Genomic DNA, 22,420 nt, shown 5'->3' on the forward strand with positions numbered 1-22,420 from the left:
ACGGAAGAACCGAAGTGAGTATGCAATGGGGGAAAGTCCCGCCCATCTGCCGCCATCGCGGCGACCGGGCCCCCGTAACCCCGGGGGCCAGCAGCGGCCACGCACCGCCGAACCACGTCCGCCCGAACCCCGCGCCCCGCGGCATCATCCCGGCCTCTACGCCGCGCTGGATCTGGGCACCAACAATTGCCGGCTGCTGATCGCGCGGCCGCAGCGCGAGGGCTTCGCGGTCGTCGACGCCTTTTCGCGCATCGTCCGGCTGGGCGAGGGGCTGGCGTCGAGCGGCCGGCTCAGCGATGCGGCGATCGAGCGGACGATCGCGGCCTTGCGCATCTGTGCCGACAAGCTGCGCCGCCGCCAGGTCACGCTCGCCCGCTCGGTCGCGACCGAGGCATGCCGGCGCGCCGCCAATGGCGCGGCCTTCATCGCGCGGGTGCAGGAGGAAACCGGCATCCGGCTCGACATCATCAGCGCGGAGGAAGAAGCGCGGCTTGCGGTCCTGGGCTGCCACAATCTGCTCGAAGCCGGCGACGGCCCGGCGCTGGTGTTCGACATCGGCGGCGGGTCGACCGAACTGGTGCTGATCGACGGCCATGCCGACCGCTTCCGCGTGCTCGACTGGCACAGCGCGCCATGGGGCGTCGTGTCGCTGACGGAGGCGCATGGTGGCGGCGACGGCACCGATGGCGCCGCCCGCGCGGCCGCCTATCGCCGGATGCGCGAAGTGGCGAGCGCGGCCTTCGCGCCCTTTGCGGCGCGGCTCGACGCGCGCGGGATCGCCGACGGGCCGCCGCTGCGCATGCTCGGCACCAGCGGCACGGTGACGACGCTGGCCAGCGTCCACCTGGCGCTCGCCAGCTATGACCGCGCCCAGGTCGACGGGCTGACCGTGAGCGCCGATGCCATGCGCGCGATCAGCACGCGGCTGGCCGGCCTCGACCTCAACGATCGCGCCGCCATCCCGTGCATCGGCCAGGAGCGCGCCGACCTGGTCGTCGCGGGCTGCGCCATCCTCGAATCGATCCTCGATCTGTGGCCGGCCGAACGGCTGGGCGTCGCCGATCGCGGCATCCGCGAAGGCATTTTGCGCCGGTTGATGCAGGGCGGCACCGCGTGAGCCGCAACATCGGCCGCCCCGGCCATCAGCGGGTGCGCACCGCGCGCGGGCGCAGCGCCCAGTCGACGCGATGGCTGGAACGCCAATTGAACGACCCCTATGTCCGCCGCGCCAAGGCGGAGGGCTATCGCAGCCGCGCCGCCTACAAGCTGATCGAGCTCGACGAACGCTTCGGCTTGCTGAAGGGCGTGCGTCGCGTCGTCGACCTGGGCATCGCGCCGGGCGGCTGGGCACAGGTGGTGCGCAAACAGGTACCCCAGGCGGCGATCGTCGGCATCGACCTGTTGCCCGTCGACCCGATCGACGGCGTGACGATCCTGCAGATGGATTTCCTGTCCGATCGTGCGATCGAGCTGCTGGTCGAGGCGCTGGGCGGCTCCGCCGACATCGTGCTGTCCGACATGGCGGCGAACACCGTCGGCCACCCCCAGACCGACCATCTGCGCACCATGGCGCTGGTCGAGGCGGGTTCGGATTTCGCCTGCGACGTCCTGCGCCCCGGCGGCGCGTTCGTCGCCAAGGTGCTGGCGGGCGGGGCGGACAACACGCTCGTCGCCGGGCTGAAGCGCAATTTCGCGACCGTCAAGCACGCCAAGCCACCGGCGAGCCGCAAGGATTCATCCGAATGGTATGTGATCGCCCAGGGCTTCAAGGGCCGGTCGACCGCAAGCGACAGCTAGCATCGCCCCGGCCGAGGGGCTGCCCGCACAAAGCGTGCGTCCGAAGAAAGCGTCACCCGCGCACCACCGCCCCGCTGTCGTCACCCCGGCACGAGGTCGGGTGACGGCTCACCGCGCGCATGGCCAAGACGCGTCGCCCCGGCGCAGGCCGGGGCCGCTGGCAAATGTTGCGCTACAGTGGATAGCGGTCCCGGCCTGCGCGGTTCACCGCAAAGTAATGGTTTGCGGGAGCCCCTGCGCCGGGGCGACGTCCTAAATCAGCGACTCAACCGTCGTAGTCGCCACCCAAATTCTGGTTGCGCGGCGGCGCGGCCGCGGTGAGGCGCAGCGCCTCCGCCGACGCGGCGAGCGAGCCGACATCGTCGGGCGCTTCCTCGTCATCGACCTGGACGCGCTGCAGGCTGGAGACGACCGCTTCCTCGAGATGGTCGGGACGGATCGTTTCCTCGGCAATCTCGCGCAGCGCCACCACCGGGTTCTTGTCGCGATCGCGGTCGATCGTCAGCTCCGCACCGCCCGAAATCTGCCGGGCGCGCTGCGCCGCCAGCAGGACGAGATCGAACCGGTTGGGAACCTTGTCGACGCAATCTTCGACTGTCACGCGCGCCATGCCACGCTTCCTTCGCTTACGGAATTCGGGAAAGGCGAGCAGGTAGATCGACGGGCGCTCAATGTCAACGTCATGCCCCGCGCGCCGCCCGCTACCCTCCGCTTGCGTCGCCGGCCGATCGACCCCACAGCATCGCCATGGACGACACCGCGCGCCCCGATCCTGTCTTCACGGTCGCGGGCAACCGGCTGCGCCTGCTCGAAACCGGCGAGGCGCGGCTGGCGGCGCTGCTGGGGCTGATCGACGGGGCACAGACCTCGCTCGACCTGCTCTATTACATCTTTGAGGACGATCCGGTGGCGACGCGCATCCGCGATGCGATTGCCGCCGCCGCCCGGCGCGGCGTCGCGGTCGCGCTGATCATCGACGGGCTGGGCAGCGCGGCGGCCGACCGCGCGGGCTTCTTTGCGCCGCTCGAACAGGCCGGGGTCGACCTGACCCGCTTCCTGCCCAAATTCGGTCGCCGCTATCTGCTGCGCAATCACCAGAAGCTCGCGCTCGCCGATCGCAGCCGCGCGATCATCGGCGGGTTCAACATCGGGGAGGATTATTTCGGCGCCGCGGCCGGCCTCAACTGGCGCGACCTGGGCCTGTGGGTCGAAGGCGACGCGGCGGCGCGGCTGGCGGGCTATTTCGATGCGCTGCAACGCTGGGCGCGGCGTCCCCGCGCACCCGTGCGCGCGCTGACCCGGCTGCTGCGCGCGTGGAGCGAACCCGAAGGCGTCACCCGCTGGCTGATGGGCGGGCCGACGCGACGCCTGTCGCCCTGGGCGCGCGTCGTCCGCCGCGAACTGACCCACGCGCGGCGCATCGACTTGATCGCCGCCTATTTCGCGCCAAGCCCGTCGATGTTGCGCCGCCTGGGCCGCGCGGCGGCACGCGGATCGCGCGTGCGCATCGTCCTGCCGTCGGTCACCGACAATTATCCGGCGATCTGGGCATCGCGCTTCACCTATCGCGGGCTGGTGCGCCGCGGCGTCGCCATTCACGAATATCTGCCGACCAAACTGCATACCAAGCTGCTGCTGATCGACGATGTCGTGCATATCGGCTCGGCCAATTTCGATATCCGCAGCCTCTTCCTCAACCTCGAGCTGATGCTGCGGATCGAGGATCCCGTCTTCGCGGCGCATGTCCGCGCCTATGTCGACGGCGAAGTCGCGATGTCCGAGCCGATCACACCCGACTGGCTGGCCGCACGCGGATCGTGGCTGGAGCGCGTCAAGCAGCTCGCCGCCTATTTCGTGATGGCCGTGCTCGACCCGACCGTGGCGCGGCGGCTCAACATCGGTCGGCGCGATCCATAATGCGGGGCCCCAGGCACGCACCCGCCTGACCCGCACGCCCGCCTTGATCCGGCGCCCGGCAGCACCGCTGGCAGGCGCGCACCCGCCTGCAACCTCGCGCGCGGCATCCGGATGCACCGGCAGCCACACCGCGCACCGCCCGCCGGCGCTGTCCTGCACCGCCGGTCGCCCTAGGCTGCCGCGATGCCCGATTGCTTCCCCGTCGCATCCACGCCCGCCGGCCGATGCACGGATGGGCGTACAACCTCGCACAGCCCGCAACTTCGCAACAATATTGCGCGCCAGCCCGCGGCCGGTCCGCGCCGCAGACGAACCGGGGCGCGGTTCCCCCCGAAACCGCGCCCCGCACGCTGGCCCGACAGGGCCGATAAATTTTCGGGTTCAGGCGACCTTGGTGTCGGTGGCCACGCCTTCGTCGGTGTCGCGCAGCACATAGCCGCGGCCCCACACCGTCTCGATGTAATTCTCGCCGTCGGTCGCCATGCTCAGCTTCTTGCGCAGCTTGCAGATGAAGACGTCGATGATCTTGAGCTCGGGTTCGTCCATCCCGCCATACAGGTGGTTGAGGAACATTTCCTTGGTCAGCGTGGTGCCCTTGCGCAGCGAAAGCAGCTCGAGCATCGCATATTCCTTGCCGGTCAGGTGGACGCGCGCGCCGTCGACTTCGACCGTCTTGGCGTCCAGGTTGACCGCGAGCTTGCCGGTGCGGATCACCGACTGCGAATGGCCCTTGGACCGGCGGACGACCGCGTGGATGCGGGCGACGAGTTCCTCGCGGTGGAACGGCTTGGTGACATAATCGTCCGCGCCGAAGCCGAACGATCGCACCTTGGAATCCATTTCGTTGATGCCCGACAGGATCAGCACCGGCGTCTGCACCCGCGCCACCCGCAGCTTCTTTAGCACGTCATAGCCGTGCATGTCGGGCAGGTTCAGGTCGAGCAGGATAATGTCGTAATCATAGAGCTTGCCGAGGTCCAAACCCTCTTCGCCCAGATCGGTCGTATAGACGTTCAGGCCCTCGGTGGTGAGCATCAGCTCGATGGCCTTGGCGGTGGTCGGCTCGTCCTCGATCAACAACACACGCATGGTTGTCCCCTTGCCCCGTGAAACGAGCCCGGCGCCGTTCGACGGCCCCGACCACGCATTAAGGTCATGCATTAACCTAACCCGATTTGAAGGCAAAAGGTTAATTTGGTCCTAATTGGCTGGAAACCACGAGTCGTTACGAATCCGTCAGCATCGGCGATGCGGTGTTGGCGCTCAGGCAGAGCTGGCGGAACCGCTGCGCGAAAAAGGCGATCAGCAGTTCGACCCGCGCCGGGCGCAGGGTGCCGGGGGGCGTGAGCAGATGGAGCGCGATGCCGCTGCCCGCCCAGTCGGGCAGGATCGATTCGAGCGTGCCGCGGCGCAGGTCGTCGTCGACGATGAAGTCGGGCAGGCGCGCGATGCCGAGCCCCGCCCGCAGCGCCGGCAGCATCGCGTCGCCACTGTCCGCGCGCAGCGGTCCGGCCGGGCGCACCGCGGCTTCCTCGGTGCCGCGGCGGAAGTGCCAGACGCTGGGATTGGCGATGTTGGTATAGGCGATACAGGCATGGCGGGCGAGCTCGGCGGGATGCGCGGGACGCCCGTTGCGGTCGAGATAGTCGGGGGAAGCGACGATATGCGTGGTCACCGGCGCGAGGCGGCGTGCGCGCAGCGAGCTGTCGGGCAGGTCGGCGATGCGCAGCGCGATGTCGAATCCCGCTTCGACAATGTCGATGCGCGCATCCGACAGGCTGAGGTCGATCGAGATTCCCGGATGGGCGACAAGGAAGTCGGCGACCGCGGGCGCAACATAGCGAAGGCCGAAGGTCATGGGCGCGGCGACCCGCACCAGCCCGCTCGGCGCAGTCGCGGATTCGCGGGCGGCTTCCTCGGCGGCCTCCCCCATCGCCAGGATCTGCGCCGCGCGTTCGGCGAGATCGCGGCCATTGTCGGTCAGCGTCAGCTTGCGCGAGGTGCGGTGGAACAGCGTCGTGCCCAGCCGCGTCTCCAGCCGCGACACCGCCTTGGAGATCGTCGCCTTGGAAACGCCCAGTGCCTGCGCGGCGCCGCTGAACGAACGGTGCTCCACCACCTTGGCGAACATGGCCCAGGATTCGAAATCGGGCAGCGCCATCATCATCTCCTGAAACGATGCGTTTCGATCGTTTCCATTTACGTCGCGATCCTGGTCCCTAACTAGGCACCACGCAATGGAGAAATCGCCATGATTGACCAGAGACCCTTTGAAACCCTCGGCCATGCCGACCATGGCTGGCTGAATGCACGGCATCACTTCTCGTTCGCCAGCTATTATGACCCCGCCCGCATGGGCTGGGGCGCGATCCGGGTGTGGAACGATGACGAAATCGCCGCCAACAGCGGCTTTCCGCCCCACCCCCATCGCGACATGGAAATCATCACCTATGTCCGCTCGGGCGCGATCACCCATCAGGATTCGATGGGCAACCAGGGCCGCACTGGGGCGGGAGATGTCCAGGTGATGTCGGCGGGCACCGGGGTACGCCACGCGGAGTATAATCTGGAAGCGGAGACCACCCGGATCTTTCAGATCTGGATCGAGCCCGATGCGCCCGGCGGTTCGCCGAGCTGGGGCGCCAAGCCGTTTCCGAAGGACGAACGCTCGGGCCGCTTCGTGACGCTGGCGTCGGGCCTTGCCGAGGATGGCGACGCGCTGCCCATTCGCGCCAACGCGCGGGTGCTTGGCGCAACGCTGAAGGCGGGCGACCAGGTGACCCATCAGGTCGGCGCGGGCCGCCACGCCTATCTGGTCCCCGCCACCGGAGTGATCGACATCGACGGCGTGCGGACCAACGCCCGCGACGGCGTCGCGCTGTCGGGCGGCCAGAAGGTGACGATCACCGCCATCGAGGACGCCGAAATCGTTTTGGTCGACGCCCGGTAAACTGCGTGAACCGGCCCGCGCGGCGGGCCCATCAAGGAGAATGACAATGGCCAAGGTTCTGGTGCTCTACTACTCGTCCTACGGACATATCGAGAAGATGGCCGACGCGATCGCCGACGGTGCGCGCGGTGCGGGCGCCCAGGTCGACGTGCTGCGCGTGCCCGAAACCGCGCCCGCCGAGGTCGTCGCGGCGGCGCATTTCAAGACCGAAAGCGCGCATGGCGCGATCGGCAGCGTCGAGGAACTGGCCAATTACGACGCGATCGTTATCGGCGCCCCGACCCGTTTCGGACGGATGCCGAGCCAGATGGCGTCGTTCCTCGACCAGGCCGGCGGCCTGTGGTTCCGCGGCGCGCTCAACGGCAAGGTCGGTGGCGCCTTCACCTCGTCCGCGAGCCAGCATGGCGGACAGGAAGTAACTTTGTTTTCGATCCTGACGAACCTGATGCACTTCGGCATGACGATCGTCGGCCTTGATTATGGGTTTCAGGGCCAGCTGGGCGTCGACGAAGTGAAGGGCGGATCGCCATATGGCGCGACCACCATCGCCGACGGCGACGGCAGCCGACAGCCATCCGCGGTCGAGCTGGACGGGGCGCGCTATCAAGGCCGCCGCATCGCCGAAGTGGCCGTGAAGCTGCACGGCTGACGCGCGGCCGGCGCCGCTGCACGCCCCCGGGTCCCCCTCCCCGACCGGCGGCAGCGGCGCCAACCCTTTTCCAATCCCGGCAAACCTGCGAAGGGAGCGCGATGCTGACCGATCGCGTTCTCTTCATCGACGGCGAGGCGCTGGTGCTGGACAAGCCCGCCGGCCTGCCGGTCGATCGCCCCCGCGATCGCAGCGCCAGTGTCGAGGCGATGCTGGACGAGCTCACCTTCGGCTTCCAGCGCGCGCCGCACCCGGTCCACCGGCTCGACCGCGACACCAGCGGCTGCCTGTTGCTGGCGCGCAACCCAAAGGCGCACAAGCGCTTCCAGCAGGCGTTCGAGGGCGGCGCGGTCGTGAAACATTATCTGGCCGTCCTGGACGGCGTGCCGGATGCCGATACGGGCACCGTCGACCTGCCGCTCGCCAAGGTAAGCACGCGCGAGGCCGGGTGGCGCATGGTCGGTTCCGCCGACGGCAAGCCCGCGCGCACGCACTGGCGGCGCATCGCGGCAGTCGACGGCCGCGCGCTCGTCGCGTTCCGGCCCGAGACCGGGCGCACGCATCAGATTCGCGTCCACGCCGCCGAGGGGATCGGGATCGCGGTTGCCGGCGACCCCATCTATGGCCGGCCGATCGCGCAGACGCTGACCCTGCTCCACGCGCACCGCCTGGTCATGCCGCGCGCCGGCAAGCCTGCGGTCGCCGCGCACGCGCCGCTGCCCGCCCGGTTCACCGCGCTCGGCTTTGCCGAACCCGCTGCGGAGGACGGCGGTGATTGACGCGGCCGCGCTGGAGGCCGCGGTGGTCGAGGAACGGTTTCTCGCGGCGACCGGACCCGGCGGGCAGAATGTCAACAAGGTCGCGACCGCGGTCCAGCTGCGCATCGACGCATTCCGCCTGGGCCTGCCGCCGCACGCCTGGCAGCGGCTGAAGCAGCTGGCGGGCGGCAAGCTGACCGCGGCGGGCGAACTGCTGATCGTCGCGCGGCGGTTCCGCACGCAGGAGGCCAACCGCGTCGATGCCCGTGAACGCGCGCTGGCGCTGCTGGCGCAGGCGCATGTGCGTCAGGCCCGCCGCGTCGCAACCAAGCCGAGCCGCGCGGCCAAGGCGCGGCGCGTCGACGCGAAAAAGGGGCGCGCGCAGATCAAGGCCGGACGGGCGCGCGTGCGCGACGAATGAGCCGGGTCAGTAGGGCGGCGCCTGGACCGCACGCTGGCTGCGCGCGGCATTGGCCCACCATTCAAGGTCATCGGCGAAGCGCGGAAATGTCGCTTCGAGCGCGGCGCCGCCGTCGCCCATCGGCTTGCCCGCGGCATCGAGCGCCCCGGTGATCCCGCCCACCGTCACCGTGCTGGAAATCACCACCATACCCATTTCGGACAGGGTGCCGTGCCAGACGAGTCCGGCACGTGCACCCGCCAGTCGTCCCGCCGAGTAGCTGATGATCGCGGCGGGTCGCCAGAACCATTCCTCGAGGAAATGGTCGGTCAGGTTCTTCAATCCGGGCTGGACACCCCAATTATATTCTCCAACGACGAAAACAAAACCATCCGCATCGCGGATCTGTCCGGCCAGTTCGGCCATTGCCGGCGGGGCGGTGCCGGGCGCATATTCCTTGTGCATCCGGTCGAGCATCGGCAGGCCGACCGCCTGCGCGTCGACCAGCCGGCTGTCATGGCCACGCGCCGCAAAGCGGTCGACCGCATAGCGCGCGAGGCGGATGCCCGCGCGATCCGATCGATAGGAACCGTAGAAAGTCAGTAGCTTGAGCGGTTTCATCGTCGCGGTGCCCCCGGGGTTCATCAGGCGGGTCGATCGGTCGGGTGTCCTCCCCTGTCCGTCCCAACCCGCCTGCCATCGGATCGATCCCGACCGATGTCTTGCAGCAAACTGCCGCGGCGACCGAGACCGAAAACCGAAGATGGCGGAGCTGCGGCGATCGTCCCGCATTCGCACGACTCGGCGCTCGGAGTCGCTCGGGCGGCCGCCTCGCGCAATTTGATACCATACAGCCGCGGGGCCAGTCGGTTTAGACATGGGCCATGGGGTATGCAGCCATCGGTTCGCCGCTTCGGGACACCACCGGCGCATCCCCGGGGGAACAGATTTGGCGACGTCGCGCAGTCAGTTAGGCGGTGGCCACCTCAATCCGTTGCAATGGCGCGGGTTCGAGGCGAGCACGGGCGTCATCGATTTCGGTCCGCATCACCTCGACCGCGCCATCATCCAGCAATGGACCGGCAGCGATGCGGAGATGCGCCAGCCCGCGCTCGACCATCACCTGTTCGTGCTCCATCAGGGCGGGCCCAAACGCGTGGTGCGAAAGGGGGCCGGCCAGACCCGGGACGAGATCGTCGCGCTGAACAGCTGCACCACCGTCGAAAGCGGCAGCAGCTATCACTGGAACACCGAGGGCCCGATCGCCTTTGCCCATATCTATGTGCGCCCCGACCGGTTCGGCGAGATGGTCGGGGAAGCGTTCAATCGCGATCCGGCAAATGTCCGGCTCGCCGAACGCATCGGCCAATATGACCCGCTGACCGCCAACCTGTTCAACGCGGTGCTGGCGGCCCGCGATCAGCCGGACTGGAGTGCGCTGGCGGAACCCTATCTGGACGCGCTGATCGTGCGGCTCGCCTCGCTCGCCACCCAGGGCGGCAGCTTCGTGCCGCCGCCCCGGCTGACGCTGGCCCCGCACACGGTGCGCCGCGTGCGCGAATATATCATGGCCAACCTGGCCAACCGGATCACGCTGGATGATCTGGCGATGGTCGCCGGCTATAGCCGCTATCATTTCGTCCGGGCGTTCCGGATCAGCGCCGGCTACCCGCCCTATGCGTATCTGATCCGGCAGCGCATCGAGCATGCCTGTGCACTGCTTGCCGGCGGCGACCTGCCGATCGCGGAGGTCGCGGTGCAATCGGGCTTTTCGTCGCACGCACAGTTTTCGACGCGGTTCAGGGAGGTGATGGGCATCTCCCCGGTCGAATATCGACGCCACCGGGGCTGGCGTGCGCCAGACCCCGGCGACCCGGCCGCTGATGTCGCTGCGGACGATCAGAAGCCCTGAACGAGCTGGAAGATGAAGCGTTCGCGGAAGGAATTGTCCGGATCGGTCAGCGGGATCTCGATCCCCGCCAGCGCGAACAGGTTGCCGCCCAGATGCGTGCGCACGCCGGGCGTGATGCTGACATAACTGCCCGGGCCGCTGAGCGATTCACGCCAATTGCCCGAGATGTACCAGGTCAGATCGCCGAGTGGTGCCTTGTCATGATCGGTAAAGGTCTGGCCGATCGCGAAGTTGAGCGCGAAGCTCTCATCCACGCCCGAATCCGGAAATGCGTACGATACGCGGCCGCGGAGCGCGAAACCGCTCCCGACGTCGGTCCAGAAATTGAGCTGGGGTTCGGCCGCGAAGACACCGCCACCGACGTCGCGCGACCCGACCGGGATACGCCAGCCGACGCCGGCATTGACGGAGAGGTTGCGGTTTTCGAGCAACATCACCTGGGTGGTGATCGTCGCGTCGCCGACATCGGATTCCCCCCCAACGTCGCGATAGAAGGGCAGTTCGGTGCCGATCCAAAACCGCCGCGACAGCGGATAGTTGAAGCGCGCCAGCACCTCGTGCGTTTCCGCGGTCGCGTCGGTGTAGGAATAAGCGAGATGCGCCTCACGCGTGAAAAAGCCGTCCGCGGTCGCCAGCCAGCCCTGCCGGGGCGCACCGCTGTCACCATTGGGCACCGGAATCCACGGCGCGGTCAGTTCGCCGAAAAAGTCCTTCGTCAGCGGCGTCCATTCCTCCGACTGGGCGAATGCGGGTGTCGCACCCCCCAGGCCGGCGATGACGGCGGCCATTGCAAGATATTTCATTGTTGAGCTCCCGATAAACTGGGTGACCCAACCGATTTATGCTGCGCAGCAAACCATGTATTTCGTGCAATGTCGCAATTATCAAAATCGTGCGTCGGCCGGTCTCCGCGTCAGGAGAGCACGACCCGCCGGTAGCGACCGGGCGGCATTCCCATCGCCTTGCTGAACGCAGCGGTGAAATGCGCCTGGCTGGAAAAGCCGCACGACAGGGCAAGTTGTGCAAGCGGCACTTCGCCGGCGGCGAGCATCCGGCAGGCCTCGCTCAACCGGCGATGGCAGACGAACTGATAGGGCGTCTGGCCGGTCGCGCGCTTGAACACCCGCGCAAAATGGAAGATCGAAAGCCCGGCGACGCGCGCCAGGTCGGTCAGCGCGATGTCGCGTGACAGGTTCGCCTCGATAAACTCGATCACCCGGTTGAGCCGGAGCGGCGTCAGGTAGATGCGATCGGCCTCCGCGACGCGATGCGCCGCATCCTGACGGATCATCGTCGCCGCGATCGCGCGCACGATGCCGTCGAGCATGACGTCGGCCGCGAAACCCGGCGTTCGTACCTCCCCGACCAGGAAACGCACGAGCTGCGCGAGCCGCGCATTGGGTTCGGTGTGGATCGGCTCGAGTTCCGTCGTGCCCATTTCGGCAGCCGCGCTGCCCAGCAGGCTGCTCGGAAACGAGATCAGCAACGCCGCCTGTTCAGGCGGGCATTCCACGATCGATTCATAGCCGTGCGGGATAAAGCTGATGTCGTCGCGGCGCAGTGGCGCGCGCACCCATTTGCCGCCTTCAAAGCGATCATACTGACCGCTTCCGTTCAGGTTCATCGCGAGCAGATCATAGTCGTCGCGCTTCATCACGGCGCGAGCCCGCGCCTCCCCTTCGACGTTGACGGCGATGTGGCGCACCACCGTGATCGTCGATGAAGAAGCACTCAGCAATTCCGCTTTCGGCGGCCCCGAAAAGCGGATTGAATCATAGCATGTCTTACCGGTCGCGCCGCCGTAACGCAGCACGTTGCCAGGATCCGCGCGTTCCATGCGGTCCTCCATTCAACGGCGCAGAACCGGGCAACCCTCACCCGTTACGCCGTGGAAACAAGATATCCTGACGACGCCGACGCTTCAACGCGGCAGCGATGCCGGTGCCCAGAAAAGGGCAAAATGGCAAAACCGTGAAAAGGTCGTGCCCGCGATCAATTCATCTTTGCCGGGATCACGGCGGGCGATAGTCGAAGGAGCATCATCGGCCGCAGATGAAAGGTCGACAGCCCCGCGACGACGAACGGCATCGACATGACGAGCGCGTGCGTCGTGTCCCGGTCCGATGGGCAAAGCAATTCCAGTTCGGTCCCCGCCGTATTGCATAAAGCCAAGATAAACTGGCCTCTCCGGCACCAGTCGAGCAACGTCGCCCGCTCCGCCTCGTCGTAGAAGGCGACCTCGTCCGGCGAAGGATTCTCAATCAGCCGCAAGGTCACGAGGGTCAGGTCCGGGGGGATTTCCACCGGCTGCGGGTGCTCCAGGTCCTGAAAGAACAGCCGTCGCCAGGGCATCGCGCGCACCTTCCAAAGCAAGAACATACCGGCGTGGCGACCACCCGGCCTTTCGCGATATTGCGTCGTCCGGCCTGGTTTTAGCGGAATTTGCTGCGCGATCACGCGGCAAGTTCGCGCAAAAGCGGTGCCAATGCGAAAGCCCCGCGGTCGCCGGCTCTCTAATCATGCGTCAGTGGCACCGATCGAGTCGGGCCGCGAACCAACGAATCGATCGAAGGATAGGGACATCATGCCAAGAGTTTTCACCCGTCAGCTGTGTGCGTTTGCCAGCGTCGGTGCCGTCGCCTTGGGCGCGATCAGCCCCGCCGCCGCCGAAGTCGTGGTCCGTGGCAAGGAAGGCAAGCCGCTCGACGAAATCCGTCAGGCGCCGGGCTCGATCTACCCCGATCTGCGCACCATCGTCGCGCAGCCCTCCCCCTCGGAGGTGAAGCCCGAATATCTGGGCCCGGTGGTGATGCTGAAGTCCGCGCATATCGACCTGGAAAAGGGCACGGCCACCCTTCCGCTGCGCAAGGGCAAGCTGAAGAACGGCACCCCGGTGTGGTTCATCATCACCGACACGACCGACGAAAACCTCTCGAACCTGCACGGCGTCAACTATGCGCCGAAGATGGCCTATGGCCTGACGGGTCGCGGCGCTCGCCGCGCGACCATCGAAAAGGACGGGTCGTTCACCTTTGAAAGCGGCAGCGTCGATTTCAAGTGAAAGCGGCAGCGTCGATTTCAAGCCGGTGCTGGGCGTCACGCCCGGACCCGCCAACGCCCCGTTCCCGCCGGCCAAATTCCAGCCGGGATCGGTCGGTGACGCGACCTATACGCCGATGGTCTATGTCGAAAACTCGGCCAAATCGGTGATCCTGAACGCGCCGGTGGTCAGCCAGGCCAGCGAAGCCGAACTGAACGCGATGTGCGCAGGCAATGTCGATCACAGCAAGGTGCACGACAAGGTCGTCGCCATCTGTCCGCGTGACGAGACCGTGACGCTGTCGATGACGCTGGGTTTCACCTTCGACAAGCCGATCCAGTATCTCTCGACCGAAGCCAACAACCCGCTGGTCGCCGCGCTGGAGAATGCGACGTTCGCGCCTGCACTCGAAGACCTGCCCTTCGCGCTCGAGGACGCATCGCCCGGCGAGTCGGCCGAGCGCATCGTCGTCGTCGTCAACGGCCCGACCGGCCTCGACAACCCGCATCGCCAGGGCCTGGTCAGCGCCCTGACCGACGGTCGGGGACCGCTCAACATTCTGGGCGGCATCCCGACGATCAATCTCGACTATTCGCCGATGTGGCGGCTGTTCCCCGCCGTCTGGACCGACGAAGCGATCAAGAAGGGCTATCGCTATCGCATGACGAGCGCGCTGCAGGCGGCCGAAATGTCGACGCGCGGCTACCTCAAGAGCCTGGACGGCGGTGATTTCCGCGCGGTCGGCTTCGTCGTCAACTGCCCCGTCGTGTACCGCATCAACTAACCCGGACACGACACTCCCAGCGGGGCGGCTTTCCCCCGGGCCGCCCCGCACCCCCCTTTTTGTAGCGAGTACCGATGCCTGCACCCGCCACGTTGCGTCTCAGCGCGGCGCTTATCGTCGCGGGCATCGCCGCTCCGACGGTCGCGCTTGCCCGGCCCGGACAGGATGCCGTGCCGCCCCCGCCACCTGCCGAGGCGGCAGTGCCGACCGAGGACGCGGCACCGCCGCAAGTCACAGACATGGACGACATGATGTCGACCGATGCGCTGGAGACGATGGCGATCGACGACGTGCCGCCCGACATCATCGTCACCGGCATGCGCACCAAGTCGCGCCGCGCCGATGTTGCGTCCGGATCGACGCTGACGGCGGACGCGCTGGCGCGCAACGTCCGCGCGACGATCGGCGAGACGCTGGCACGGCTGCCCGGCGTGTCGTCCGCTTCCTTCGGACCCGGCGCGTCGCGACCAACGTTGCGCGGCTTCAATGGCGAGCGCGCGCGACTGCTGATCGACGGGATCGGCAGCCTGGACGTGTCCAACACCAGCCCCGACCACGCGGTGGCGATCAATCCGATCGTCTCGGAACGCATCGAAATCCTGCGCGGGCCGACCGCGCTGCTCTATGCGTCGGGATCGACCGGCGGCGTGGTCAACAGCGTCACCAACCGCATTCCCCGCCGCCTGCCCGAGGGCATCGACGGCGTGGTCAAGGCCGGCTTCGCCAGCGCGGCCAATGAACGCAGCATTGCGGCGGCGGTGAATGTCGGGGTCGGATCGAACATCGTGCTCCATGCCGATGGCCAGTTCCTGCGATCCGGGTTGCTCGAAACCGGCGGCTTCATCCTGGGTCCGACCCAGCGGGCCCAGGCGCTTGCGTCGCCCGACCCGGCGGTGCGCGCGCTGGCCGATCTGGCCGGCGACCTGCCCAGTTCGGCCGCACGCACCTTCGAGATCGCGGGCGGCGCCTCGATCATCCTGGCGACGGGCCAGGTCGGCATTTCATTCGGCACGTTCGAAAGCGAATATGGCCTGCCCACCCGATTCTCGCTCGAGCCCGATGGCGCAGTGCTGGATTCGCGGATCGAGCTGGACCAGCAGCGGTTCGACCTGCGCTTCGAGTTCGACGGGCCGGCGGGGATCGAGACGATCCGCGGCCGCTTCGGCTATGCCGACTATGCGCATGACGAGATCCTGACCGACGACACGATAACCGCCACCTTCCTGAACACGGCGTATGAGGGCCGGGTCGAAGCGGCCCTGGCCCCGATCGGCGCCTGGCAGCCGACCTTCGGGGCCGTCCTATACCAGCGAAATTTCAGCGTCGTCGGCCCCGCACCCCTGCTGCCGCCAAACCGGACATCGCAATTTGCTGCATTCATGCTGCACAGCATTTCGCTCGGCGAATGGCGGCTGGAGGGCTCCGCCCGCTACGAGCGGATCGAGGTCGAGGCCGACCGGGACGACATCCTGCGCAACCCCGTTTTCGATCGCGGCTATGACGCGGTTTCCTTTGCTGCGGGCGTCAATCGCCGCTTCGGCGTCTGGAACGTCGCGTTCAACGCCAATTACAGCCAACGCGCACCGGTGGTCGAGGAACTGCTGACCCAGGGCATCGACCCCGGCACCCAGGGCACGCTGCTCGGCAACACCGCGCTCGACCTGGAACGCAGCTATGGCGGCGAACTGATCGTGCGGCACGAGACCCCGATCTGGGCGCTGGGCGGCACGCTCCACTACACCGAATTTTCGAGCGCCATCTTCGCACGCGAAACGGGCGAGATCATCGACAATCTGCCCGTATTCAGCTTTGACCAGGTCGGCGCGACCTTCTGGGGCTTCGAGCTTGAGGGGCGCGTGCGCCTCGCCCGGTTCGCCGACTGGACGCTGATGCTCGACGGGCTGGCCGACTACAACCGCGCCACCCTGGCCGATGGCTCACCCTTTCCGCGCATCCCGCCCTTTCGCGCGCTGGGTGCGATCGGCGGCGAGAGCGGTACGCTCAGCCTGCGCGCCGAGCTCGAATATGTCGCGGCGCAGCGACGGCTGTCGCCGTTCGAGACGCCGACCGACGACTATGCGACCGTCAACCTGACCATGACGTGGCGGCCGGTTCCGACACGGCCCGAGCTCGCCTTTCAGCTCAGCGCCGACAATCTGTTCGATGCGACCGGGCGGCGCCACGCGAGCCTGCTCAAGGACTTCGCCCCGATCGCGGGCCGCGATATCCGGGCGAGCGTACGTTTCGGGTTCTGAAGATGACTGCGCGGAGATTGCAATGAGCGAGCCGAACGGAGCCACGCCGATGCGGCGGCAATTCTATGGCAGCGACGACGGGGCGTGGCGTGTATCGCGCCAGGTCGCCATCGTGGGGAGCGATGTCGACCGGGTGAGCCATATCGCGCAGCATCCGCCCGCCGCCTGGACGTGGATGCTCGCCGGGACGACCAGCAACCTGCGCTATACCACGCGCGAAGAACGTTCGGCGCTCGCCGCGCCGTTCGCGGGGCAGGAACCCGCGCCGAGCGACCGTGCGGTGCTGATCCCCATCCGCAAGTCCGCCGCATGGTGGGCGCTGGCGCAGGACGAGCGGCTCGCCATCTATCGTCGTGGCCGCCACACGCCGATCGGGCTCGACCACCTGCCGCGCGTGCGCCGAACGCTGTTCCATTGCCGCGAACTGGGGGGCCCGTTCGATTTCCTGACCTGGTTCGAATTCGACCAGGGGTATGATGCCGGCTTTCAGGCGCTGCTCGACGCGTTGCGCGCGAGCGAGGAATGGGCGTTTGTCGAACGCGAGGTCGAATTCTGGCTGGAGCCCGAGCCGCGTTATGCATGATGTTGATGCGTGATCGGCATTTCCGTTCGCAGGTGCGGTAGAAGAAGCTTCACCGCGCGCGGCGTTGCCACGCACATCAAGCGGTCGGGAACCCCTAGCCATGCAGCGTCAGGTCATCGAACACACCAGCGTCGTCCCCGCACATGCAGGCGAAACCGTCATCGCCGACCGGAAAGGTCCGGACCGCCGACCCCACATCGTCATCGTCGGCGCGGGCTTTGGCGGCCTGTCGCTGGTACGCAGCCTGCGCCGGACCGATGCGCGGATCACCGTGATCGACCGCCAGAACTACCACCTGTTCCAGCCCTTGCTCTATCAGGTCGCCACCGCCGGCCTGTCCCCCGCCGACATCGCCGCGCCGATCCGCAGCATCCTGTCCGACCAGCCCAATGCGCGTGTGTTGCTCGACGAGGTCACGGGCGTCGACAAGTCCGCCCGGCACGTCCTGCTGCGCCAGGGCGCACCGGTCAGCTATGACTATCTGGTCATCGGCACCGGCGCGCGCCACAGCTATTTCGGCCGCGACGAATGGGCCGATCTCGCGCCCGGGCTCAAGACCATCGACGACGCCACCCGGTTGCGACGATCGATCCTGCTGGCGCTGGAGCGCGCTGAGAACCTGCCCCCCGGCCCCGATCGCGACCGTGAGCTGACCTTTGTCATGATCGGCGGGGGGCCGACCGGCGTCGAAATGGCTGGCGCAGTCGCCGAACTGACCCGCCACGCGCTGGGCAACGATTTCCGTGCGGTGATGCAGTCGAAGCCACGCATCCTGCTCATCGAAAGCGGCCCGCGGGTGCTCGGCACCTTTCCGGAGGCGCTGTCGGACTGCGCGCGCCGTTCGCTCGAGGGACTGGGCGTCGAGCTGCGCTTCGGCGCACCGGTGACCCGGATCGACGCGCAGGGGGTCGAGGTGGGCGGCGAGCGGATCGATTCGGCCTGTGTGATCTGGTGTGCCGGAGTGATGGCATCGCCCGCCGCGCAATGGCTGGGCGCCGAGACCGCCGATCGATCGGGCCGGGTCAAGGTCGAACCCGACCTGAGCCTGGCCGGGCATGACAACATCTTTCTGATCGGCGACGTCGCCGCATGCCCCCAGGCCGACGGACGTCCGCAGCCGGGCGTCGCGCCCGCCGCCAAGCAGATGGGCGAGCATGTCGCCCGCACGCTCGCCGCCCGCATCGCGGGCCGGACGGACCAGCTGCCGCCGCCCTTCGCGTACCGGAATCTGGGCAACCTCGCCACGATCGGCCGGCACCGCGCGGTCGCCGATTTCGGCCGTTTCCAGCTGCGCGGTACGATCGCCTGGCTGTTCTGGTGCATCGCGCACATTTATTTCCTGGTCGGGTTTCGCAACCGCATCGTCGTCGGCGCGAACTGGCTGTGGCACTATGTCACTTTCAACCGCGGGGCGCGGCTGATCACCGGCGGCGATCCAGCGGCATCGCCGCCCCGCCCGGCCCCGCGCGGGGAGGATGCGGTCGCGTGACGCGCACCAGATGCAGCAATATCCTACCAGACTGAGGCGGGCGGCGAATCGATGCTGAGGGGAATGGGCACGATGGGCGGAACATGGCCGGGCAGCTGCCCGCGGATCGAGGACGCCGAGATCGATCCGGCGCAGCTGACTCACCACGCGGGCACGCTGGAGGTGCGGCTCGCGGCGGGGGTCGACATCGTCCGTGCCCAGGCGCTGCGCCACGCGATCTTCGTCGAGGAGATGGGCGCACGGCCGACGGGCGGGTCATCGGCGGGCGGCGCATCGCTCGACCGCGATCATTATGACGAGTTTTGCGACCATCTGGTCGTGATCGACCATGCGCTGCCCGGATTGCCGGTGGTCGGCACCTATCGGCTGCTGCGCGAGCGGGTGGCGATGCAGGTCGGCGGCTTCTATTCGGCGGGCGAATACGACCTCGAACCGCTGCTGCGGCACGGGCTGGCGGCAGGAATGGGCACGCAGCTGCTCGAACTCGGCCGATCGTGCGTCGCGCCGGCCTATCGCAACCACGCGACGATCAGCCTGTTGTGGCGCGCGATCGCCGCCTATCTGGAGGCGCACCGGATCGGCTTCCTGTTCGGATGTGCCTCCTTTGGCGGTACCGATCCGCGCGTGCACGCCGACAGCCTCGCCTATCTGAAACGCTTTCACCTGGCCGCCGCGGAGATCCGCGTGCGCACGCTGGCGCACCATCATGTCGAAATGGACGAGGGCGCGGTGACCGGCGACCTGACCGGGCGGGAATTGCCGCCGCTGATCAAGGGCTATCTGCGCGTCGGTGCCAAGGTTGGCGACGGCGCGTTCATCGACCATGACTTCAACACGGTCGACGTGTTCATGGTCATGCCCGTCGAGCATATCGTCGGCCGCTATGGGCGCCGCTTCGGCCTGGTCCAGCCGCCACGGCCCCCGCATGGCGGCTGAGCGCCCCGACCGGTTACATGCCGATTGCGCATCGAAAGCATAGGAACCCGGCATTTCCGTCAGCGTCCCATCAGGTCCAAATGACGGATGCCGAAGGCGTGCCGCACGCCTTCCCCGAATTGGATGATGGAGATTGTTATGCGCCGTTTCACCCGCTCGCTCGTCATGATCGCCGGCAGCCTGGCGTTCACCGCCGGCCTGCCCGCCGCGGCCTGGGCAAAGACCGAGCCCGTCTATACCGGCCTGCTCGATAACGTCGCCGTGTCGGGCTACGACCCCGTCGCCTATTTCACCGCAGGCAAGCCGGTGAAGGGCGATGCCAAGTTCAAGACCAGCTACAAGGGTGCCGAGTTCCGCTTTGCCAGTGCCGAGAATCTGGCGAAGTTCAAGGCGAACCCCGCCGCCTATGCCCCGCAATATGGCGGCTACTGCGCCTGGGCGGTGAGCCAGGGCTATACCGCGTCGGGTGACCCGAAGGTGTGGAAGGTCGTCAACGGCAAGCTCTATCTGAACTACAACGCCGAGGTCGGCGAGCGCTGGTCGAAGAATATCCCCGGCCACATCAAGGCCGCCGACGGCAACTGGCCGAAACTGCTCGCCAAGTAACCGCTGGCGTCACGCTCACCGCATTTTGAGGGAAATGTCCGATGTCGATCCTTCGCCGCATTCAGCCGATCTTCGTGCTGTTCATCGCCTTCGTGTTCATCCAGTCGCTGTTCTTCAAGTTCACCAACTCGCCTGAGACGGTGCACATCTTCGGGACGCTGGATGCATGGGCCACGGGCCTCGGCTTTCCCGGCCTGTTCGCGCCGTCGGGCATCTTCTCCCAATATGTGATCGGTTCGGCCGAACTGGTCGCGAGCCTGATCCTGCTCGCCAGCCTGATCCCGGCGCTGCGCGGCCTGCGTCCCTTCGGGGCGCTGATGGCGATGGGCGTGATTTCCGGCGCAATCGTCTTTCACCTGTTCACCCCGCTCGGCGTGTCGGTCCCCAATGCCGACGGGACGCAGGATGGCGGGCTGCTGTTCGGGCTGGCGTGCCTGGTGTGGATTTCGTCCGCGATCCTCATCCTGGTCAACCGCGACCGGCTTCTCGCGCTGGTCGGCGGCGGCAAGGGCAAGACCAGCTTCGCGTGAACGGGGCGTCGCCGGTCATCCTGGCACTTTCGGCGGCGAGCGGCCTGGCCTTTGGCTATGCCGCTCGCCGTGGCAGCATCTGCATCGTCCGCGGGATCGAGGGCGTCTTCGATGGCCGGTCGCCGCGCCTGTTCCTCTCCTTCTTCCGCTGCAGCCTGTGGGTCATCGCGATCAGCGTTCCGATCCTGTGGCTTGATCCCGATGCACATCTTTCCGCCATCTATTTCCCGACGCTGACCGCCGCGCTGGCGGGGATGGCGTTCGGCGCGGGCGCCGCGATCAACGGCGGCTGCTCGTTCGGGACCATCATCCGGCTCGGCGCCGGCGATTTCAGCTATCTTGCCACGTTGCTCGGCATGCTCGGCGGCTTTCAGGCGGCCGCGTTCGCGCACGGCGTCGTTTCGGCACCCCGACCGATGGGGCGCAGCCTGCTCGAGACGATGGGCACGACGGCGGTCATCGTCCTGGTCATCGCCTGGGTCTTCGTCGTGCATGAGCTGGTGCGCGGGCGGACGCGGCGCGGCGACGGGGGCGACTGGTCGCCCGAGGGCGCAGCAGCGGTGATGGGCGTGACCGGCGGCCTGCTCTATGCGCTTCACGGCAGCTGGGCCTACACGATCGTCCTGCAACGCGGGGCGGAGACGATGCGCGCCGGCGGCATCGCCGATTTCGACCTGTTGCTGATCTCGCTTGCGAGCGTCGGCGGCGCGATGTTCGCGGCGTGGCGCACCGATGCGTTCGTTCCGCGGCTCAACGGTCGTGAGTTGCCCCAGCGACTGGTTGGCGGGTTCGTCATGGGCATCGGCACCGCCTGGATCCCCGGCGGCAACGATGCGCTCGTCCTGCACGGCTTTCCCGGCCTGTCGCCGCACGCGCCGGTCGCCTATCTGGCGCTGATCGCGGGCGCCAGCCTGATGCTCGCCCTGCCGCGCTGGATCGAGCGGCGAATGGCGGCGATGCGCTAGGATTGCTGGCCGAGATGGTGGTTGAGCGTGGCGGCGATGACCGTCCGGCAACGATCGGCCAGCCGCTTGCGATCACCGTCGGCGGGCTCGGGCGGATGCAGCACGATCCGGCAACGCAACCGTCCGCGCGCGATCATCATCAGGAAATGCGGCAGGAATTCCTTGTCGCCGTCCCACGCCACCGCTTCCAGCTCGCCCGGTTCCCAGGCGCGCGGCGGACCAGGCGAGTAACACAGCGTCACCGGCTGCACCGCGCCGCCCGCCGCGGCGAACAGCGTCGACCGAAACGGCAGGACTCGGCGGCCGTTCGACGTCGTCCCCTCGGGAAACAACACGACCGGCCCGCGGCGCAGCGCCGCCGCGAGCTGTGCGATCTGGTCGCGCGCCGCGCCGCGCGCGCCACGCGCCACGAACAGGGTCGGGTTGAGCGCGGCGAGCCATCCCAGCAGCGGCCAGCCGCGGACGTCCGATTTGGCGACGAAAGTCGCATCGATCGTCGCGCCGAGCACGAGGATGTCGGTCCACGACATATGGTTGGCGACGACCAGCGGTGCTGCACCCGCTGCCGACAAACGCCCGACCACGTCGCGACGGATGCCGAGCGCGGCGCACAGCATCCGGTGGAACAGCCGCGCGATCGGCGACGGTCGTCCCCGCGTTGCGGCGAGCCACAGCAGCTGGGGTACCAGCAGCATGGCGATGCCGACGAGGACGGTGACGACGAAGCGCACGATCCGCAACGCGGCGACGATCCGGCGGACGGCCCCGGCGCCCGGCACGCCCGCGTTCACGATTTCGCATTCGCGCGCAGTTTTTGATCCTTGCTCAATCCGCCCCCGCATCGCCACA

Annotated in this window: 25 protein-coding genes; 17 read left to right on the top strand and 8 right to left on the bottom strand. The window is 67.5% G+C overall.

Translation table 11 applies throughout. The features are described 5' to 3' along the window. Positions 1-25: 25 nt before the first annotated feature. Both GO308_RS17215 and GO308_RS17220 read left to right on the top strand, forming a co-directional pair. Complete coding sequence (locus GO308_RS17215) at positions 26-1,117, top strand: Ppx/GppA phosphatase family protein (protein WP_066546998.1); 1,092 nt, start codon at positions 26-28, stop codon at positions 1,115-1,117. Beyond that, positions 1,114-1,797: an RlmE family RNA methyltransferase gene (locus GO308_RS17220; protein ID WP_240886285.1), complete on the top strand. Its 684-nt coding sequence runs from the start codon at positions 1,114-1,116 to the stop codon at positions 1,795-1,797. Before GO308_RS17215 ends, GO308_RS17220 begins: the two co-directional genes overlap by 4 nt. 265 nt (positions 1,798-2,062) lie before the next feature. Here the strand turns inward: GO308_RS17220 and rpoZ are convergent, their stop codons facing one another. Continuing rightward, positions 2,063-2,407: a DNA-directed RNA polymerase subunit omega gene (rpoZ, locus tag GO308_RS17225; RefSeq protein ID WP_066482264.1), complete on the bottom strand. Its 345-nt coding sequence runs from the start codon at positions 2,405-2,407 to the stop codon at positions 2,063-2,065. Positions 2,408-2,544: 137 nt separating this feature from the next. Between rpoZ and GO308_RS17230 the strand changes: the two genes are divergently transcribed. Then, positions 2,545-3,714, top strand: coding sequence for a phosphatidylserine/phosphatidylglycerophosphate/cardiolipin synthase family protein (locus GO308_RS17230; RefSeq protein WP_240886286.1), 1,170 nt, complete (start codon positions 2,545-2,547; stop codon positions 3,712-3,714). Positions 3,715-4,095: 381 nt separating this feature from the next. On the opposite strand, the gene GO308_RS17235 is transcribed toward GO308_RS17230, so the two are convergent. Continuing rightward, complete coding sequence (locus tag GO308_RS17235) at positions 4,096-4,803, bottom strand: response regulator transcription factor (RefSeq protein ID WP_066482152.1); 708 nt, start codon at positions 4,801-4,803, stop codon at positions 4,096-4,098. 136 nt (positions 4,804-4,939) lie between these two features. Next, positions 4,940-5,875, bottom strand: a complete 936-nt coding sequence (locus GO308_RS17240; protein WP_066547108.1) for a LysR family transcriptional regulator — start codon at positions 5,873-5,875, stop codon at positions 4,940-4,942. A 90-nt stretch (positions 5,876-5,965) separates the two neighbouring features. Between GO308_RS17240 and GO308_RS17245 the strand changes: the two genes are divergently transcribed. From GO308_RS17245 to arfB, 4 genes are all read left to right on the top strand, one after another. Beyond that, a complete protein-coding gene (locus GO308_RS17245) occupies positions 5,966-6,664 on the top strand; it encodes a pirin family protein (protein ID WP_240886287.1) in 699 nt (232 codons plus the stop codon). Positions 6,665-6,710: 46 nt separating this feature from the next. After that, on the top strand, positions 6,711-7,313 hold the full coding sequence (wrbA, locus tag GO308_RS17250) for an NAD(P)H:quinone oxidoreductase (RefSeq protein ID WP_066482155.1): 603 nt from the start codon (positions 6,711-6,713) through the stop codon (positions 7,311-7,313). Positions 7,314-7,414: 101 nt separating this feature from the next. Next, positions 7,415-8,092, top strand: a complete 678-nt coding sequence (locus GO308_RS17255) for an RNA pseudouridine synthase (RefSeq protein WP_240886288.1) — start codon at positions 7,415-7,417, stop codon at positions 8,090-8,092. Continuing rightward, positions 8,088-8,492 (top strand): alternative ribosome rescue aminoacyl-tRNA hydrolase ArfB, encoded by a 405-nt coding sequence (arfB, locus tag GO308_RS17260; protein WP_240886323.1) that lies wholly within the window; start codon positions 8,088-8,090, stop codon positions 8,490-8,492. The genes GO308_RS17255 and arfB overlap by 5 nt, the downstream gene beginning before the upstream one ends. A gap of 6 nt (positions 8,493-8,498) precedes the next feature. Here the strand turns inward: arfB and GO308_RS17265 are convergent, their stop codons facing one another. Continuing rightward, entirely contained in the window at positions 8,499-9,092 is a 594-nt protein-coding gene (locus GO308_RS17265) for an NADPH-dependent FMN reductase (RefSeq protein ID WP_066482269.1), read from the bottom strand. Between the two features lie 328 nt (positions 9,093-9,420). On the opposite strand from GO308_RS17265, the gene GO308_RS17270 reads away from it, so the two are divergent. Next, positions 9,421-10,383 (top strand): AraC family transcriptional regulator, encoded by a 963-nt coding sequence (locus GO308_RS17270; RefSeq protein WP_240886289.1) that lies wholly within the window; start codon positions 9,421-9,423, stop codon positions 10,381-10,383. On the opposite strand, the gene GO308_RS17275 is transcribed toward GO308_RS17270, so the two are convergent. The 3 genes from GO308_RS17275 to GO308_RS17285 form a co-directional block, all read right to left on the bottom strand. Next, on the bottom strand, positions 10,371-11,186 hold the full coding sequence (locus tag GO308_RS17275) for a hypothetical protein (RefSeq protein WP_066547010.1): 816 nt from the start codon (positions 11,184-11,186) through the stop codon (positions 10,371-10,373). The genes GO308_RS17270 and GO308_RS17275 overlap by 13 nt on opposite strands. Before the next feature lie 110 nt (positions 11,187-11,296). Further along, positions 11,297-12,220, bottom strand: a complete 924-nt coding sequence (locus tag GO308_RS17280) for an AraC family transcriptional regulator (RefSeq protein WP_197418956.1) — start codon at positions 12,218-12,220, stop codon at positions 11,297-11,299. Between the two features lie 155 nt (positions 12,221-12,375). After that, entirely contained in the window at positions 12,376-12,840 is a 465-nt protein-coding gene (locus GO308_RS17285; protein WP_240886290.1) for a hypothetical protein, read from the bottom strand. A gap of 127 nt (positions 12,841-12,967) precedes the next feature. Here GO308_RS17285 and GO308_RS17290 point away from each other — a divergent pair, with 127 nt between their 5' ends. The 9 genes from GO308_RS17290 (at position 12,968) to GO308_RS17330 (ending at position 21,571) form a co-directional block, all read left to right on the top strand. Further along, the gene (locus GO308_RS17290; protein WP_240886291.1) at positions 12,968-13,444 is read left to right on the top strand and encodes a hypothetical protein; all 477 of its coding nucleotides are present in this window, start codon (positions 12,968-12,970) and stop codon (positions 13,442-13,444) included. A 25-nt stretch (positions 13,445-13,469) separates the two neighbouring features. Next, positions 13,470-14,207 (top strand): hypothetical protein, encoded by a 738-nt coding sequence (locus GO308_RS17295; RefSeq protein WP_240886292.1) that lies wholly within the window; start codon positions 13,470-13,472, stop codon positions 14,205-14,207. Positions 14,208-14,281: 74 nt separating this feature from the next. Beyond that, on the top strand, positions 14,282-16,462 hold the full coding sequence (locus GO308_RS17300) for a TonB-dependent receptor (protein WP_240886293.1): 2,181 nt from the start codon (positions 14,282-14,284) through the stop codon (positions 16,460-16,462). Between the two features lie 22 nt (positions 16,463-16,484). Further along, on the top strand, positions 16,485-17,045 hold the full coding sequence (locus GO308_RS17305; RefSeq protein ID WP_197417192.1) for a chlorite dismutase family protein: 561 nt from the start codon (positions 16,485-16,487) through the stop codon (positions 17,043-17,045). A gap of 100 nt (positions 17,046-17,145) precedes the next feature. Next, on the top strand, positions 17,146-18,534 hold the full coding sequence (locus GO308_RS17310) for an NAD(P)/FAD-dependent oxidoreductase (protein WP_240886294.1): 1,389 nt from the start codon (positions 17,146-17,148) through the stop codon (positions 18,532-18,534). Positions 18,535-18,585: 51 nt separating this feature from the next. Continuing rightward, the gene (locus tag GO308_RS17315; RefSeq protein WP_231726154.1) at positions 18,586-19,470 is read left to right on the top strand and encodes a GNAT family N-acyltransferase; all 885 of its coding nucleotides are present in this window, start codon (positions 18,586-18,588) and stop codon (positions 19,468-19,470) included. 138 nt (positions 19,471-19,608) lie between these two features. Beyond that, the gene (locus GO308_RS17320) at positions 19,609-20,076 is read left to right on the top strand and encodes a YHS domain-containing (seleno)protein (RefSeq protein WP_066482179.1); all 468 of its coding nucleotides are present in this window, start codon (positions 19,609-19,611) and stop codon (positions 20,074-20,076) included. 41 nt (positions 20,077-20,117) lie between these two features. Continuing rightward, positions 20,118-20,606, top strand: a complete 489-nt coding sequence (locus tag GO308_RS17325; protein ID WP_066482180.1) for a hypothetical protein — start codon at positions 20,118-20,120, stop codon at positions 20,604-20,606. Next, positions 20,603-21,571 carry a YeeE/YedE thiosulfate transporter family protein gene (locus tag GO308_RS17330; protein WP_240886295.1) on the top strand — a complete coding sequence of 323 codons (969 nt, stop codon included), beginning with the start codon at positions 20,603-20,605 and terminating at the stop codon, positions 21,569-21,571. The genes GO308_RS17325 and GO308_RS17330 overlap by 4 nt, the downstream gene beginning before the upstream one ends. Here GO308_RS17330 and GO308_RS17335 read toward each other — a convergent pair. Beyond that, on the bottom strand, positions 21,568-22,362 hold the full coding sequence (locus tag GO308_RS17335) for a 1-acyl-sn-glycerol-3-phosphate acyltransferase (RefSeq protein ID WP_240886296.1): 795 nt from the start codon (positions 22,360-22,362) through the stop codon (positions 21,568-21,570). The two genes, GO308_RS17330 and GO308_RS17335, sit on opposite strands and share 4 nt — an antisense overlap. Positions 22,363-22,420: the final 58 nt, after the last annotated feature.

Origin of the sequence: Sphingomonas sp. SFZ2018-12 (genome assembly GCF_022496715.1) — a bacterium.
Taxonomy (GTDB): domain Bacteria; phylum Pseudomonadota; class Alphaproteobacteria; order Sphingomonadales; family Sphingomonadaceae; genus Sphingomonas.

Excerpts from the sequence above, each read along its gene's own strand:
- GO308_RS17215 (WP_066546998.1), top strand. The coding sequence starts at position 26 with ATGGGGGAAAGTCCCGCCCATCTGCCGCCATCGCGGCGACCGGGCCCC.
- rpoZ (WP_066482264.1), bottom strand. The coding sequence starts at position 2,407 with ATGGCGCGCGTGACAGTCGAAGATTGCGTCGACAAGGTTCCCAACCGG.
- GO308_RS17230 (WP_240886286.1), top strand. The coding sequence starts at position 2,545 with ATGGACGACACCGCGCGCCCCGATCCTGTCTTCACGGTCGCGGGCAAC.
- GO308_RS17235 (WP_066482152.1), bottom strand. The coding sequence starts at position 4,803 with ATGCGTGTGTTGTTGATCGAGGACGAGCCGACCACCGCCAAGGCCATC.
- GO308_RS17240 (WP_066547108.1), bottom strand. The coding sequence starts at position 5,875 with ATGGCGCTGCCCGATTTCGAATCCTGGGCCATGTTCGCCAAGGTGGTG.
- GO308_RS17245 (WP_240886287.1), top strand. The coding sequence starts at position 5,966 with ATGATTGACCAGAGACCCTTTGAAACCCTCGGCCATGCCGACCATGGC.
- wrbA (WP_066482155.1), top strand. The coding sequence starts at position 6,711 with ATGGCCAAGGTTCTGGTGCTCTACTACTCGTCCTACGGACATATCGAG.
- GO308_RS17255 (WP_240886288.1), top strand. The coding sequence starts at position 7,415 with ATGCTGACCGATCGCGTTCTCTTCATCGACGGCGAGGCGCTGGTGCTG.
- GO308_RS17265 (WP_066482269.1), bottom strand. The coding sequence starts at position 9,092 with ATGAAACCGCTCAAGCTACTGACTTTCTACGGTTCCTATCGATCGGAT.
- GO308_RS17275 (WP_066547010.1), bottom strand. The coding sequence starts at position 11,186 with ATGAAATATCTTGCAATGGCCGCCGTCATCGCCGGCCTGGGGGGTGCG.
- GO308_RS17280 (WP_197418956.1), bottom strand. The coding sequence starts at position 12,220 with ATGGAACGCGCGGATCCTGGCAACGTGCTGCGTTACGGCGGCGCGACC.
- GO308_RS17290 (WP_240886291.1), top strand. The coding sequence starts at position 12,968 with ATGCCAAGAGTTTTCACCCGTCAGCTGTGTGCGTTTGCCAGCGTCGGT.
- GO308_RS17300 (WP_240886293.1), top strand. The coding sequence starts at position 14,282 with ATGCCTGCACCCGCCACGTTGCGTCTCAGCGCGGCGCTTATCGTCGCG.
- GO308_RS17305 (WP_197417192.1), top strand. The coding sequence starts at position 16,485 with ATGAGCGAGCCGAACGGAGCCACGCCGATGCGGCGGCAATTCTATGGC.
- GO308_RS17310 (WP_240886294.1), top strand. The coding sequence starts at position 17,146 with ATGCAGCGTCAGGTCATCGAACACACCAGCGTCGTCCCCGCACATGCA.
- GO308_RS17315 (WP_231726154.1), top strand. The coding sequence starts at position 18,586 with ATGCTGAGGGGAATGGGCACGATGGGCGGAACATGGCCGGGCAGCTGC.
- GO308_RS17320 (WP_066482179.1), top strand. The coding sequence starts at position 19,609 with ATGCGCCGTTTCACCCGCTCGCTCGTCATGATCGCCGGCAGCCTGGCG.
- GO308_RS17325 (WP_066482180.1), top strand. The coding sequence starts at position 20,118 with ATGTCGATCCTTCGCCGCATTCAGCCGATCTTCGTGCTGTTCATCGCC.